Source organism: Nonomuraea sp. NPDC050783 (genome assembly GCF_040802095.1).
GTDB lineage: Bacteria > Actinomycetota > Actinomycetes > Streptosporangiales > Streptosporangiaceae > Nonomuraea.
The window spans coordinates 27,102-41,307 of record NZ_JBFAHK010000041.1 but is presented as its reverse complement, the minus strand read 5'-3'; the positions used below and the strand labels follow the sequence as shown (position 1 = coordinate 41,307).

Annotated in this window: 16 protein-coding genes; 7 read left to right on the top strand and 9 right to left on the bottom strand. The window is 72.4% G+C overall.

The genetic code is table 11. The annotated features are described in order from the left end of the window. Window positions 1-16: 16 nt before the first annotated feature. From AB0H75_RS48140 to AB0H75_RS48130, 3 genes are all read right to left on the bottom strand, one after another. Window positions 17-397, bottom strand: coding sequence for a globin (locus AB0H75_RS48140; protein WP_367808420.1), 381 nt, complete (start codon window positions 395-397; stop codon window positions 17-19). A 9-nt stretch (window positions 398-406) separates the two neighbouring features. Further along, window positions 407-1,270: a mechanosensitive ion channel family protein gene (locus tag AB0H75_RS48135; protein ID WP_367808418.1), complete on the bottom strand. Its 864-nt coding sequence runs from the start codon at window positions 1,268-1,270 to the stop codon at window positions 407-409. 574 nt (window positions 1,271-1,844) lie between these two features. Further along, on the bottom strand, window positions 1,845-2,129 hold the full coding sequence (locus AB0H75_RS48130; protein WP_367808416.1) for a hypothetical protein: 285 nt from the start codon (window positions 2,127-2,129) through the stop codon (window positions 1,845-1,847). Between the two features lie 273 nt (window positions 2,130-2,402). On the opposite strand from AB0H75_RS48130, the gene AB0H75_RS48125 reads away from it, so the two are divergent. The 4 genes from AB0H75_RS48125 (at window position 2,403) to AB0H75_RS48110 (ending at window position 7,918) form a co-directional block, all read left to right on the top strand. Then, entirely contained in the window at window positions 2,403-3,956 is a 1,554-nt protein-coding gene (locus AB0H75_RS48125) for an XRE family transcriptional regulator (protein WP_367808414.1), read from the top strand. After that, window positions 3,953-4,441, top strand: coding sequence for a GNAT family N-acetyltransferase (locus tag AB0H75_RS48120; protein WP_367808412.1), 489 nt, complete (start codon window positions 3,953-3,955; stop codon window positions 4,439-4,441). Before AB0H75_RS48125 ends, AB0H75_RS48120 begins: the two co-directional genes overlap by 4 nt. 309 nt (window positions 4,442-4,750) lie before the next feature. After that, entirely contained in the window at window positions 4,751-6,010 is a 1,260-nt protein-coding gene (locus AB0H75_RS48115; protein ID WP_367808410.1) for a DMT family transporter, read from the top strand. Window positions 6,011-6,208: 198 nt separating this feature from the next. Further along, a complete protein-coding gene (locus AB0H75_RS48110) occupies window positions 6,209-7,918 on the top strand; it encodes a tetratricopeptide repeat protein (RefSeq protein ID WP_367808408.1) in 1,710 nt (569 codons plus the stop codon). Between the two features lie 56 nt (window positions 7,919-7,974). Here AB0H75_RS48110 and AB0H75_RS48105 read toward each other — a convergent pair whose 3' ends face one another. Both AB0H75_RS48105 and AB0H75_RS48100 read right to left on the bottom strand, forming a co-directional pair. Then, window positions 7,975-8,931, bottom strand: a complete 957-nt coding sequence (locus AB0H75_RS48105) for an SDR family NAD(P)-dependent oxidoreductase (RefSeq protein WP_367808406.1) — start codon at window positions 8,929-8,931, stop codon at window positions 7,975-7,977. A 54-nt stretch (window positions 8,932-8,985) separates the two neighbouring features. After that, window positions 8,986-9,312 (bottom strand): LLM class flavin-dependent oxidoreductase, encoded by a 327-nt coding sequence (locus AB0H75_RS48100; RefSeq protein WP_367808404.1) that lies wholly within the window; start codon window positions 9,310-9,312, stop codon window positions 8,986-8,988. Here AB0H75_RS48100 and AB0H75_RS48095 point away from each other — a divergent pair. The 3 genes from AB0H75_RS48095 to AB0H75_RS48085 are packed head-to-tail and all read left to right on the top strand — an operon-like array spanning window position 9,241 to window position 11,002. Continuing rightward, complete coding sequence (locus AB0H75_RS48095; protein WP_367808402.1) at window positions 9,241-9,513, top strand: ArsR/SmtB family transcription factor; 273 nt, start codon at window positions 9,241-9,243, stop codon at window positions 9,511-9,513. The two genes, AB0H75_RS48100 and AB0H75_RS48095, sit on opposite strands and share 72 nt — an antisense overlap. A gap of 50 nt (window positions 9,514-9,563) precedes the next feature. Beyond that, the gene (locus AB0H75_RS48090) at window positions 9,564-10,529 is read left to right on the top strand and encodes a YbgA family protein (protein WP_367808400.1); all 966 of its coding nucleotides are present in this window, start codon (window positions 9,564-9,566) and stop codon (window positions 10,527-10,529) included. Window positions 10,530-10,537: 8 nt separating this feature from the next. Further along, complete coding sequence (locus AB0H75_RS48085) at window positions 10,538-11,002, top strand: NUDIX domain-containing protein (protein ID WP_367808398.1); 465 nt, start codon at window positions 10,538-10,540, stop codon at window positions 11,000-11,002. 49 nt (window positions 11,003-11,051) lie between these two features. Here AB0H75_RS48085 and AB0H75_RS48080 read toward each other — a convergent pair whose 3' ends face one another. The 4 genes from AB0H75_RS48080 to AB0H75_RS48065 all read right to left on the bottom strand — a co-directional run bounded on the left by AB0H75_RS48080 (window position 11,052) and on the right by AB0H75_RS48065 (window position 14,120). Next, window positions 11,052-11,849 (bottom strand): hypothetical protein, encoded by a 798-nt coding sequence (locus tag AB0H75_RS48080; protein WP_367808396.1) that lies wholly within the window; start codon window positions 11,847-11,849, stop codon window positions 11,052-11,054. Window positions 11,850-11,921: 72 nt separating this feature from the next. Then, complete coding sequence (locus tag AB0H75_RS48075; protein ID WP_367808394.1) at window positions 11,922-12,374, bottom strand: hypothetical protein; 453 nt, start codon at window positions 12,372-12,374, stop codon at window positions 11,922-11,924. Between the two features lie 119 nt (window positions 12,375-12,493). Then, the gene (locus AB0H75_RS48070; RefSeq protein ID WP_367808392.1) at window positions 12,494-13,126 is read right to left on the bottom strand and encodes a DUF47 domain-containing protein; all 633 of its coding nucleotides are present in this window, start codon (window positions 13,124-13,126) and stop codon (window positions 12,494-12,496) included. 43 nt (window positions 13,127-13,169) lie between these two features. Then, window positions 13,170-14,120 (bottom strand): anion permease, encoded by a 951-nt coding sequence (locus tag AB0H75_RS48065; RefSeq protein ID WP_367808390.1) that lies wholly within the window; start codon window positions 14,118-14,120, stop codon window positions 13,170-13,172. Between the last annotated feature and the right edge of the window lie 86 nt (window positions 14,121-14,206).

The following is a 14,206-nucleotide window of genomic DNA, read 5'->3' as shown; positions in this document are numbered from 1 at the left end:
GGGCTCTCATGCCCCGTCAGGCAGGGGAGTTCACCAAGCTGTGGGCGGCGTAGACCAGATAGTCCCACAGCCTGGTCTCCTGCTCCTCCGGCAGGTCGAGGGAGTCGACCGCGTCGCGCATGTGCCGCAGCCAGGCGTCGCGCTCCGGCTCGCCGATCACGAACGGCATGTGGCGCATCCGCAGCCGGGGGTGGCCGCGCTGCTCGCTGTAGGTCTTGGGGCCGCCCCAGTATTGGATGAGGAAGCCGCGCAGCCGCTCCTCCGCGCCCGTCAGGTCGGACTCGGGGTAGAGCGGCCGCAGGACCGGGTCTTCGGCGACCCCCTCGTAGAAGCGATGGACGAGGCGCCGGAAGGTCTCCTCGCCGCCGACGGCATCGTAGAAGGAGGTCTCAGTCACAGCATTAGCTTAAGCAATGGCGACCATGGGAATGTCCGCGGCGTCCATGGCGGTCTTGACCCGCAGCCGCAGCTCCCTCGCCACCTCGGCCTGCGCGGAGGGCAGGGTCTTGACCGCGACGCGGAACACCAGCGCGCTGTTGGAGAGCTGCTCCACGCCGTACACCTGGGGCTGCTCCACGATCTTGCTCTCGCGCAGCTCGGGGTCGGCCCACATCTCCTCGGCCATGTGCTCCAGCAGGACCTTGACGCTGACCACGTCGGCGTCGTACGCCACCGGGACGTCCACGTAGGCGCGCGACCAGCCCTGCGACTCGTTGCCGACCCGGGTGATGGTGCCGTTGCGGACGTACCAGACGCGGCCGTCGGTGTCGCGCAGCCGGGTCACCCGCAGCGTCACCGCCTCGACCGTGCCGGAGGCGGCGCCCGCGTCGATCACGTCACCGACGCCGTACTGGTCCTCCAGCAGCATGAACATGCCCGCGATGAAGTCCTTGACCAGCTCCTGGGCGCCGAAGCCGATGGCCACGCCCAGGATGCCGACGCTGGTCAGCACGGGGGCGATGGGGATGGTCAGCCGGTCGAGCACGGTCAGCACCGCGGTGCCCAGGATCACGATCGAGGCGATGTACTTGAGCACCGAGCCCATGGTCTCGGCCCGCTGCTTGCGCCGCTCGTGGAGCAGGACGTCGATGCCGTCGGGAGGCGCGCCCTTGCGGAACCTGCTGGTGATCGACCCGCCCGCGGCCGCCCGGTTGACCACCCGGGTGATCACCCGGTGCGCGAAGTTGCGCAGCACGAACGCGATCACCAGGATCAGCACCACCGTGATGGCGGTGGCCACCAGCCCTGCCCAGGGCGCGTTGTCGAACACGCCCGCAAGCGTAGAGCAGAGCACCGTGTCCTTCTGGCAAACCGTGCTCACCCCGTTCGTGAGCTGGTCCAGATCCGGCAAACCGGTCGATGTCGACTCGGGCTGTGGTGATGGCGGCCCAAGCAGTAGCACTAGGTGAATCCCCCTCGGAAACGGTTCGGTCGGCTTTGGACCCTTTTGATCTAGCTCGGAACCAAAATACCGCCGACCGAACCGCCCGCCGTCACATCACGCCGGGGAAGACGGGGTCGCGGGCTCTCCGGGCCGCGGAGGGAGAGAGCCCACGCTCCGATGACGGACGGCTCGGAGCGGGACACGCACCCGGAAGCGTGTCCCGCGCCGGTTCCGGGGGGATCCCCCGAACACCCGCACGGCGTACCGGGCGGGTGGCTTGGTCGCGCGCGCGGGTGCGAGCCGCGCGGGCGAGATCACGCCTGCGAAAGGCGGAGCCGGCGGGGTGACCAGGGCTCCGTCGCGCGGAAAACCCTCCGCACCGGTCACCCCGCCGGCTCCGTGGAGCCGCCGTGGGTGCGGTGAGCCGTGGTGGCTGCGCTCCACCCGGTCCACCGCGTGGTCACTCTTCCACGGCGGCGAGCACGCGGGCGACCTTCGTCGCCGCACCAGCCGGGTCGTCGGCCGTGTGCATCCGCTCGCCCCAGGACCAGCAGTACCACCAGTCCGGCATATCGGATACGGCTGTCGGCCGGCAGGTGACGTTCTCGGACAGGCTCGTGGCGTTCGGGTTGATCACCCGTACGAACTTCCGGCCGCTCTGGTTCTGGACCACTCGCGCGAGCAGCCCGCGAGCGCCGAGCTCCTTCACGAGACGCTCAAGTCGCTCGTAGTCGTCGTCCCCCACCGTTCGTCCTCCCTCGAATCGCTGCTGGTGGGCCAAACATGTCTCAAGACGGCGGCGGGCGCAACGAGCCGGATCCGGCTACAGGGAGTTGCTTCTTCCTCATGGGTTGTAAGAACCAGCCCCTGGGAGGACGATCCTTAACCGTAGGCTTCGTGCGGAGCGTTTCCATCCCGCGCGCATTGCTTCATAGTCATGGGTAGGCGCACAGCGACTTGGCGACTACTATCTGTCATCAGTTGCGGACCGGTCGAGACTTTCGTGAGAGGGGCCGGGATGTCCGGCAGGCAGCACAGGGAGACGGAGATCGCGCGACGGATCCGGGCCAAGGGCCTGGCCGCCGGGCGCACCTCGGCCCAGATCGCTGATGAGATCCACGAGGCGTGCGCGCCGCAGTTCAGCACGAGCCGGATCAAAGCCCATCGCCTGGCGCACGGCATCGCGCTGGCCGATGTGATCGAGCAGGTCAGGGCGCTGTTCGATCGAGATCAGAAACCCCAGCCCGGCATCGGCGAGACGCTGCTGTCCGCCTACGAGAGCGGGCTCAAGCGCCCCGGCCCCGAATACCTGCACTACCTGTGCACCGTCTACCGGGTCGAGCCGGTGGCGCTGGGGTTCGAGGCGCCGTGCATCTGCGGCCACGGTCACCGGATGCCCGGCGTACTGGTCAGCGACCTCGAACGGCGTTCGTCGATGTCGCTGGAGCGGGAGCTGCGGATGCATCCGATGGTGACGGAGCCGGAGGCCGAGGAGGACGAGAACATCCTCCGGCGCACCCTATTAAACCTCCTCAACACCGACACGAACCTCTCGGAGCAACTCGACGGCCCGGTGCTCGGCGCGTGCGAGGGCATCAGGCGCCGGATGGACGAGACGCTCGTGTCGGCCACCGTCTCCGCCCAGATGCTCGACCAGTGGGAGGAGACGACGGTCAGCTTCGGCCGCCAGTACACCACCACCGCCCCGCTGCGGCTGCTGTGCGACGTGCTGCTGGAGCTGAGCGCGGTACGCACGGCGATGGCCCGCCGGCAGCCCACCGACCTCCAGGAGCGCCTGTGCCGGATGGCCGCCCAGCTCGCCGGGCTGAGCGGCATGATCCTCATCAACCTCGGCGACCACCGGCTGGCGCGGGCGTTCTTCCGCACCGGGCGCACGGCGGCCGACGAGACCGGCGACCGTGCTTTGCGGGCCTGGATCTGCGCCCGCGAGTCCCTCGTCCCGCTCTACTTCGGCGACGCCCGCGAGGCTCTCCACCTCGCCAAGAAGAGCCGCGACCTGGCCGGCTCCACGCCGTGCCCGGCCCAGGCCATGGCGCCGGTCGTCGAGGCCAGGGCACTGGCCATGATGTCGGGGGCCGACAGCAAGAAGGAAGTGGTCGACCAGGCCAAGCGCGCGCTGGCCCGGGCCAGGAACGCCTTCTCGCACATGCAGGACGAGGACAAAGAGGACCTCGCCTTCGGCTACACCGAGAAGCAGCTCTACTTCTACCAGGGCGACGTGCTCACCAAGCTCGGGCAGACCCTGGAGGCCGAAGTCGTGCTCGACCAGGCGCTCAGCGCGTACGAAGACCACATCCTGGACCAGACGCTGATCCGCCTGGACCAGGCGCAGTGCCGCCTCCTCGACGGCGACATCGCCGAGGCGCTGGCCATCGGCACCAAGGCGCTGCAACTGGTGGGTAATGAGTACCTGACGGACTTCATCGTGCGTCCGGCTCAGGCGCTGGAGCAGGCGATCGTGGCCCGCGAGCCCAACGCTCCCGGGCTCGAAGGTTACCGGGCCGCGCTGCGGCGGCGGCCCAAGTCCCAGGTGAAAGGGGGCGGTGCGTGAAGCTGACGATACGGCGTTATCGCTGGTCCGATCTCGACACCATCCTCGCGCTCCATCAGATCTGCCTTGCCGAGGTGGGCCTGTTCCCCGGTGACGGCGTCTACTACGACGACGACTTCCCGCGCATCCAGGAGATCTACCTGGCGTGCGGCGGTGACTTCCTCGTCGGGGAGAGCGACGGGCGAGTTGTCGCGATGGGCGGGCTGAGACCCGTGGACACCGGCACGGCCGAGGTCTGCCGGTTACGCGTCCATCCCGAGTTCCAGCGGCGTGGCTTCGGTGCGGCCATGCTGCACGCGCTCGAACGGCGGGCGATGGAGCTCGGGTTCCACAGAGTCAGAGGAGACACCACGCTCAACCAGGAAGCGGCGCTCGCGTTGTACGAGCGCCAAGGATGGCGTGAGCTGTCCAGGCAGCGCGTGGGTGACCTGACCGTCATCTACGGCGAGAAACGTCTGGTCCCGCCCACGCCTCTCGAACGGTAGCCCCGGCACCGTTCCTCTTCGCGGCCCCATCGATCCCCCTCCTGGGGCCCGCCCCTCCCACGACGCTCCGGTGACCTCTCCCGGACCTCCCGGCGTGACCGCTCCGCCGGGCCTCACCGATCCCGGTGTCACCGCTCATGGACACCCCCATTCCCGATAAGGGATCCGGAGGAAATCGCCGTTCCCTGGCCCGCACGGTATGGATGTACGAACCCGCGGGTGAGGGTCTTAACTCCAAGTGGTAGAGGAACCTCACCGGCTGCTGGCTGTACACCTGTGGCTGCGAATAGTAGTGAGATGCTTTCTGGCATGGCAGTCGTGCCCGCTCCCCGACCCCTCATGGGAGCCGTGCTTCTGTTGTTCGTCAGCGCCGCATGGGGGTCGGCGTTCCCGCTGATGAAGGATCTCATTCACCGGTTACCGGTCGAGGATCTCCTCGCGGAGCGCTATCTGCTCGCCGCGCTGACCCTCCTGCTGATCCGGCCGCGCTGCCTTCGGGGGCTGCCGCGTGAGACGTGGACCAACGGGGCCGTGCTCGGGGTGATGTTCGGCATCGGGCAGACCGCGCAGGCCGTGGCGCTGCACGGGCTGCCGTCGGCGGTGTCCGGGTTCGCGGTCGGCTGCGGCGTGGTGATCACTCCCTTGCTGGCGCTCGTGGTCCACAGGACCCGGGTGCCGCGCCGCGTCTGGTACGGGGTCGTGCTCGCCCTGTGCGGGATGACCGCGTTCACGCTGATGCGCGGGGTCGGGGAGCACCAGATCTCGCTCCTCGCGCTCGCGGCCACCCTCGCCGCGGCCGTGCTCTACTCGGGCCACACGCTCCTGCTCGGGCACCTGTCCGGCCGGCGGGCCTTCCGCCCGTACGCGCTGACCCTGATCCAGCTCGCCACCATCGGGCTGACCACGGGAGCCGTCGGCGCGCGGGACGGCATCACGCTGCCGGCCGGCGCGTCCGACTGGCTGCTGCTGGCGCACCTGGCGGTGGTGTCGTGCGCGCTGGGGTTCCTGGCCCGCTCGTACGGGCAGGCACACGTGCCCGCCGTACCGAGTGCCGTCCTCATGTCGTCGCAGCCCGTCTGGGTCGCCCTCATCGCGGTGATCTGGTTCCACGAGCAGGTGGGCTGGAGCATGGTGGTGGGCGGCGGCCTCATGGCGGGCGCGATGCTGCTCGCCCTCCCGGCACGGGCCGCCGTGGTGGGAAAAGACCGCAGGCGCGGGCGCCGCGAACTTCTCGACCTGTCCAGGACGGCCGCGAGAGCGCTGGCCAACCGGAGGATCAGCCGTGAGGATCCGCTGCGATTGTACGGCGAGCAGGTGCCGTACATCGCCAAGAGCGCCTGCGCGAACGCCGCCTCCTGCCCCTGGCACACCCGCTCATTGAAAGGCGGCGGCGAGCCCAGCCTCGAACGGCTCATCGAACGCGCCACCACCATCCTCCGCACCAGGAAGCCGGCTGGTCCAGACTGTTGTGAATCGGTCGCTCGGCTGGGCCGCTGCCTGTGCGAGTTGATGGGAGAATCCGAACAGGAGCACATCGCGGGATTGCCCCACTGGTTTCACACCAAATAGGTTAGAAAACCCAATCAAAAGGCAACTGCTTCTTATCCTCGGCCATCCCGCTTATTCACTGCAAGCCTTGATATTCGTAGGGGTGCCCTAATAATAGAGGGCTCAACCCTGAGTGGAGAGGTACGTCATGAAACGCATCGTCGTCCGCAAGCCAGGAACCGCGAGACTGGCCGGGACCTCCAGCGTCATTCACAAGGGGTGACTGAGGACAGGTCCCACCTCAGAGTCGAGGGCGAACCACCTGCCCAATGGGGGGCCGCGCGACTGCTGATGCCGCTGATCGACGCGCATCGACGGCCCCGCGGCCCTTACACCGTCGCGGCCGCTCTGCTGCGCCGGCTGGTCCCCCAGGCCCTGAGAAGCGGGACCAGCCTGGTGACGGCCCACGACATCGAGATCCGCGTGGCGGCACCCGAGCTGGCCGAGCTGGTGCCGCCCCGGCGGGTCACGATCGACACCCGGCTGCCCGACGACGAGCGCATCCTCGTGCCCGCGCCCAAGCGCACGTTGCGGCTGGCCAACGGCCTGGCCGAGTTCGTCCGCGAGACGGTGCCGCCCGGCCGGGCGCTGGCCGTCTGCAACCTCGCCGAGGCCGATCCGACGGACCTCGAACTGCTCGACGTCATGGTGCGGCGCATCCCGCCCGCCAGGCTCACGCTCCTGCTCTACAGCGGCGGCCCCGACCCCGCCCCCGACGCGCGTGACGCGGCCGAGCTGTGGGCGCTCGTGGACCGCTCCATGCGCGAGGGCTTCCTGCACGCCGTCGTCGAGCTGGGGGAGCGCGGCCTGGCCGCGACCGAGCCGGGCGGGGCCGCGTGGTGGCGCTTCGCGCAGCGCACCGCCACCGCGCTCGGCGGCCTCGGCCGCCTGGCCGAGGCGCGGACGCTCTGGGACCGGGTGCGCGAGGTCGCCCAGGACCCCAAGATGCACGCCGCCGCCGCGTACGGCACCGCGATGCTCGACGCCCGCCACCCCGACCCGGCGCAGCGCGACCTCGGCCGGGCCCGGCGCTGGGCCAACCTGGCGATCGCCATCTCCACCCTCCTGCCCGACCCCGCCGAGCGTGCCTTCAAGCTGGGCTTCGACCGCAACGGGCTGGCCCTCGTCGAGCTGCGGCACGGGCGCCTCGACGCCGCGCTGGCGCTGGTGGAGTCGGCCATCGAGCTGGCGCGCGAGCTGGGGGAGCGGCACCCGCTGCACCGCATGGTGCTGCTGGCCAACCGGGCCCAGCTCCTGGCCGCGCTCGGCCGGCACAAGGAGGCGCTGGACGACTACGCCGCCGCGGTCGCCCTCGACCCCGCCTTCCCCGACACCTACCTGGAGCGCGGCAACCTGCTGTTCAAGCTGGGCCAGTACGACGAGGCGCTGGCCGACTACGAGCGGGCCATGCGCGCCGGCCCGCCGCTGCCCGAGGCCCACTACAACCGGGCCGAGCTGCGCGTGACGCGCGGCGACACCGAGGGCGGGCTCGACGACCTCGCCCGGGTGCTCGAACTCGACCCCGGCTACCTGGACGCCTACATCAACCGCGCCGGGCTGCTGGCCGCCTTCGGGCGCGACGAGGAGGCCGCGGCCGACGCCGCCGCCGGGCTCGCCCTGGCGCCCGGCAACCCGCACCTGCTGACGGTGCTGGGGCAGGTGGAGACCGCGGCCGGCCGGTTCGCCGAGGCCAGGACGGCGCTGGACCGGGCCGTGACGGCCGCGCCCCGGCTGGCGGCGGCGTGGGGGAACCGGGGGGTGCTGCGGTTCGAGAGCGGCGACCCCGAGGGCGCGGTCGAGGACCTCACCCGTGCCCTTGAGCTCCAGCCCCAGCCCGACCTGTACGCCAACCGGGCCGTCGCCCTGCGCGCCCTGGGGCGGATCGCCGAGGCCGAGGCGGACGAGCAGCGGGCCGGCACCTCCTTCTGAGCGAGGCCCCGGCCCGTGACGCGCCCGTGTCTCAGGAGCCTCAGCGCACCCGCGTGTCAGGAGAAGGCGTCGACGCCGGTGAGGTCGGCGGACAGCCGCCACAGGCGCGCCGCCTGCTCGGGGTCCACCGCGTACTCCCGCACCCCCGGGCCGGAGGCCTGGCCGGGGATGACCTCCGCGATGTCGCAGTCCTCGCAGTAGACGCCGCCCATGCCCGCGAGCTGCGGTGAGGTGGCCGCCCACACCTGCGTGGCCGCGCCCTGCGCCGGGGTCTTGAAGCTCGGGTCCAGCGCGTTGCCCGCCTCGTCGATCCAGCCGAGGGCGACCATCTCCTCCTGGGGCAGGTGGCGCTGCAGGGGCGTGAGGATCGCGCCCGGGTGCAGCGCGAACGCCCGCACCCCCGCCTGCCGGGCCAGGGCGTCGAGGTGCACGGCGAACAGGACGTTGGCGGTCTTCGCCTGCCCGTAGGCCTGCCACTTGTCGTAACCGCGCTCGAAGTGCACGTCGTCCCAGCGGATGCCGGAGTGCCGGTGGCCGGCGGACGAGACCGACACCACCCGGCCGCCGCCCCGGGCGATGGCCGGCCAGAGGCGGTTGACCAGCGCGTAGTGGCCGAGGTGGTTGGTGGCGAACTGGGCCTCCCAGCCCGGGCCGACGCGCGTCTCCGGGCAGGCCATGATCCCGGCGTTGTCGATGACGATCTCGGCGCTGCGGCCGGTGGCGAGGAAACGCTCGGCGAAGCCGCGCACGCTCTCCAGGTCGGCGAGGTCGAGTTCGTCCACCTCGACGCCGGGCAGGCCGGCGACCGCCTCGCGGGCCGCCTCGGGGCGGCGGGCCGGCACGACGACCCGGGCGCCGGCGCCGGCCAGCGCCCGGGTGGTCTCCAGCCCGAGGCCCGAGTAGCCGCCGGTGACGATCGCCAGCTTGCCGGACAGGTCGATCCCGGCGAGCACGTCCTCGGCGGTGCTCCTCGCGCCGAACCCCGAACCGATCTTGTGTTGTGGCGTGGTCATGCTCCCCACGCTACGGAGTGGAGCGCGCTCCAGGTCAACCACCCCCGGCCGCGGTCACAGCTCCAGGGCGGGGGCGAGGCGGGCGAGCTGGGCCGGCGCGTCGTCGAGGTAGGCGCGCATGGTGGCCAGCGGCCTGGTGTAGTCGTGGCCGCGGGAGGCGACCACGGGCGCGTGGCTGATGCCGAGGCCGAGCAGGAACCGCTCGGGGAAGGCGTCGGCCAGGGCGACCGAGGCCGCCGCGGCCGTCGTCGCGTCGCGGGACCAGACGTTGGCGACGCCGGTGCCGACGACGACGCCCTCGGCGACCCCGTGCGCCGGCGCATCGTCCGCGAGCTGGCCGGGGTGCCCGACTGGACCCGGGCCTGCGGCACGTTCAGCCACCTGCCGGTGGCCAAGTCCACGCTCAGCCACCACTTCGCCGTCCTGCGCAACGTCGGCCTGCTGGAGCAGCGCGACGAGGGCAGCCGCCGGCTCAACCGGCTGCGCCGGGCGGAGTTCGAGGAGCGTTTCCCCGGGCTGCTGGGGCTGGTGCTCGCGGAGGCGCATGATCGGCCGGTGTCCGGGCAGGTCACAGGCGACTGATCTTCCCGGGCTTGGTTGCCCGCGTGCTCCCGACGAGCTTGGATGGGTGAATGATCACGGCCATGCCGGACGCGCGGCCCAGGGTGGCGGTGTCGAGCTGCCTGCTGGGCGAGCTGGTCAGGTACAACGGGGGCCACAGCCGTGACCGGTTCCTGTCCGACGCCCTCGACCGTTACGTCGACTGGGTCCGCATCTGCCCGGAGATGGAGATCGGCCTCGGCGCGCCCCGCGAGACCCTGCGGCTGGAGGCCGCCGCCGAGGGCCCCCGGCTGATGACCCGCGCCACCCGTACCGACCTGACCGACCGCATGCGGGCGCTGGCCGCCGAGCGGGCCGCCGCCCTCGACGTCGACGGCTACGTCTTCAAGGCCAAGAGCCCCACCTGCGGCATCCACGGCGTGCCCGTCTACCGCGCCGACGGGCAGCCCGCCGACCGCCGCAACCGGGGCGTGTTCGCCGACCTGATCATCGGCTCCCATCCGCTGCTGCCGGTCGAGGACGAGGGCCGGCTGCACGACGCGCTGCTGCGCGAGAGCTTCGTCGAGCGGGTGTTCGCGCACGCCCGGCTGCGGGCGCTGCTCAGCGGCGACTGGCGGCCGCGCGACCTGGTGGCCTTCCACGCGCGGCACAAGATGCAGCTGCTCGCCCACGACCCGCTGCGCTACCGGGAGGCCGGGCGGGTGGTCGCCGTGGCGGGCGTGCGGCCCCGCGAGGAGGTGTCCGCGGCCTACCGCGAGGTCTTCCAGCAGGTCATGGCCGTCAAGGCCACCGTGGGCCGCAACGTCAACGTCCTGCAGCACTGCATGGGCATGCTCGTCCTCGACCCCACCCGCCGCGCCGACCTGGTCGAGGTGATCGAGTCCTACCGGGCCGGCCTGGTGCCGCTGAGCGTCCCGACCACGCTGCTGCGCCACCACGCGCGGGGCGAGGCGGCCGAGTACGTCCGCGACCAGAGCTACTTCTCGCCCTACCCCGACGACCTGCGGCTGCGCAACCACGTGCCGGCCGCCGGGTAGCCGCCCTCATGGAGCCGACGAGTTCCCGTCCCGCCGCGCGCGTCGTCTGCCTCGACCGCGACGGCCGGGTGCTGCTGCAACGCTGGTACGACCGCGTCGCCCGCGCCGAGCTGTGGGAGCCGCCCGGCGGCGGGCTCGAACCCGGCGAGGGGCCGCTCGACGCCGCCCGGCGCGAGCTGGCCGAGGAGACCGGGCTGCCCGGCTCGGCCGTGCTCGACCGGTCGGTCCAGGTCGGGCGCGACTTCCGGTGGCTGGGTGTCCGGTACGTCAGGATCGAGCCGTTCTACCTGGCCCGGTTCGCGGCCGCCCGGCCCGCCGTCGAGCCCGGCGGGCTGACGGGGGAGGAGCGGGAGGCGTACCTCGGCCACGTGTGGGCCGAGGAGCTGCCCGCGGGGGCGGAGCCGCCGGAGCTGGCCGAGGTCGTCAGGCGCCTCACGGCCGGGGGCCGCTCACCGGCGGCGGCCGACCGGTGAGCGGCCACCGGCGGGCGTGGGGCCGGGGTCGTCAGCCCTTCCTGGGTCGTCAGCCCTTCCTGGCCGGGTGCCCGGTGGCGCCGCCCAGCTCGGTCAGGGTCGTCGCCATCAGCTCGCGCAGCAGCCAGCCCGCCAGCTTCTCGTGCACGTGCTCCACGGGCAGGCCCCGGCCCACCCGCTCCCGGTAGTCCTCGCGGTCGGCGGCGTCGGTGTACGGCAGCGCCGTCATGCCGACCACGACGGTCACCCGGGTGCCGCCGCGCGGCAGGACGGCCACGGCGTGGGTACGCAGGCAGGTCTCCTCGGGGGCGCCGTACCAGCCGCACTTGATCGCCGCCTCGGCGGAGCCGAGCGCCTCCCGCGTCCCGAACGTCTGCTCGCCCTCCACCAGCCGCATCCAGCGCAGCACGTCCGAGGCCACCGGATCGCCCGCCGCGGCCGACTGGGCGAACACCGCGTACGCGGTCGCGACCTCGTCGGCGGTGACCTCGACCGAGCCGAAGCGCGAGGGGTCGCCGTTGGGCAGGGCCCAGGACACGCCGGTGCGCTCGCGCAGGTCGTCGAGGACGACGCCGGGGCCGACGGCGAGCCAGAGGTTGAGCGTGTCGGCGTTGGAGGAGATGACGACGGCGGGCTCGGCGTGGCGGCGCCAGCGCGTGCGGTCGGGGATGCGGGCCGCGCTCACCCACGCGTACAGGGGTTTCAGCAGCGACGCGCAGCGCAGCCGGGTCAGGCCGGCGCGGGCGGAGACCGTACGGGCGGGCGGTCCGCCGTAGCCGCGCCGGATCCCGGCGGCCTGGGCCGAAGCGCTGTGGTCAAGGTCGTTGAGCAGCTCGTTGAACGCCACGCCCCCACCGTAGCCCCAAGCGTGCCCTTCGCCGGTGTACTTGGCCGGGGCCTTTGCCGTGGTGAGGGACCTTCAGAAGTCGGCTCCCGACAGGGTCACCGCCAGCGCGGCCGGCGGCAGCGCGGCCAGCGCCAGCGCCACCACGACCTTCCACCACCAGGCCACCCTCGTCTCCGTCACGAACGCCGCCACGACCCCCGCCACCGCGAACGCCGCCCCGGCCGCCGCCGCGTCCGCCCACCGGGACGTCCACGACGGCAGCGCCTCCCCGGCCAGCCGGAGCACCACCAGCGTCCCGGCCGCCACCAGCGCCACCCGCCGGCCGGGCCGCACGTCCACCCGGTCGAGCACCCGTACGGACCCGGCGAGCAGCGCCAGGCTGATCACCGCGAGCAGCCCGACGGACGGCGCGAGACACCCCCAGTCGCCGCACCCCACCCCGAGCCAGGCGACACGGATGGTGGCCCACCACAACACCCCGAGAACGGCGCACACCGCGGCCGCCCGTCCCATTCGCCGCGCCATGCCCCCATGCTCCCATCCCGGCACCGGCCACCCGGACCCCGGACTCTCCGCACCCCCGCACCCCGGACCCCGCACCCCCGGACCCCGCACCCCCGGACCCCGCACCCCCGGATCCTCGCTCAGCGCTTCATCGCGCCGTCCGCGATGGCGTCCGCCGCGTCGCCGATCGCCACCCCGACGATCTCCAGCCGCCGCACCAGCTCGCGCTCCTTCATGGCCTCCGGCGTCAGCTCCCCGGAGAAGATCCGCGAGATCTCGTACTGGTACATCCGCCGGATCGCCCCGCCCGCCTTCTTCGCCTCCAGCGCGTCCACCGCCACCACCGAGGGGCTGGCGGCCAGGTCGCGCACGGCCTGCTCCAGGGCGTCGATGCCGATGATGACCTGGTCGAGCAGGGGCGTGAAGCGGATCTGGTCCGGCACCCGGTACAGGTGGGACTCGCGGACGAAGTCCCGCAACGAGTCCAGCACGTCGTCGATCGAGCGGGACAGCCGGAACAGGTCCTCCCTGTCGATGGGCGTGACGAGGGCGGACTTGAGCTCCTCGACGAGACGGGCGCGCTCCTCGTCCCCCAGGTGCTCGATGGAGCGCATCTGCTCGTGCGCCCCGGTACGCCCCACCTCGCCCCCGATCATGGACATGGCCAGCCAGGCCCCTTGCTTGGTGGCCTGCAACTGCCCGAGCAGGGCTTCGGCGACCCCGGTGTCCATGCGCCCCGCCATGAGGTCCCTGATCCGCCGCAGCCGCTTCATCGCGCCTCCGTCTCCGGCCGGCGACCGAGGCACCGCCGTCCCCTCACCACGTCATCAGTCCCTTCACCGCCAGGGCCAGGAGCCATCCCAGCAGGCCGCTCGCGGGCAAGGTCAGCATCCAGGCCGACACGATCTTGATCGCCGCGTACCAGCGGACCCGGCCGCCGCCGCCCTGCGCCACGCCCGCCCCGATCAGGCCGCCCGCCACGGCCTGGGTCATGCTCACCGGCATCCCGGCCGCCGCGCAGCCGATGACCGCCACGCCCGAGGCCAGCTCCGCCGCGACGCCGTGCGCGGGCCTGAAGGCGATGATCTCGCGGCTCAGCGTGCGGCCGGCCTTGGGCAGCCCGTACAGGGTGCCGAGGGCGAACAGGGCCGCGACCAGCGACGTGTACGCGGGCGGCGCGCCCTGGAAGCCGACCGCGATCATGAAGAGGGCGAGCATCTTCTGGGCGTCGTTGGCGGCGTACGCGACGGTCTGCAGCAGGAACCCCGCCCGGTGCCACCACCCCAGCCCCTCGGCCGTGGTCACCAGCAGGAGCACCCGGAAGAGGGCCCACGCCAGCAGCCCGCCCACGACCGGCGCCGCGACGCCGAACGCCAGCACCTGCGCCACCGTCCCCGCCGACACCGGCAGCCCCCAGCCCAGGCCTGCGCCCGTCAGCCCGCCCACGACGGCGAGGGTCAGGCTGGTCGGCCGGCCCTTGGCGCTGAGCACGGCCACCACGCCCAGCGCCGCGAGCACGGCCGCCGAGGTCGCGGCCCGGCCGCCGGGCTGGTCGAAGTGCGCCACCCGGTTCACGAACGTCAGCGCCACCTGGTGCGACAGCAGCGGCACGGCCGCCACCATGACGACCAGGACGAGGACGCCGGTCGCCGGCCGCACCGTGGGCAGCTTGAGCCCGGTGGCGAGCAGGGCGCCGCCGTCGTTGACCCCGGACACGACGGCGAACAGGCCGGCGACCGCGGCGAGTACGGCGGCGTCCACAGGCACGTGCGTCCCCCCTGTCCGCCCCGGAAGGGCGGGGCGGGACCAGCTTGCGTAGCAGAATTGTCCGTAATGCCCGGAACCTACCCAAA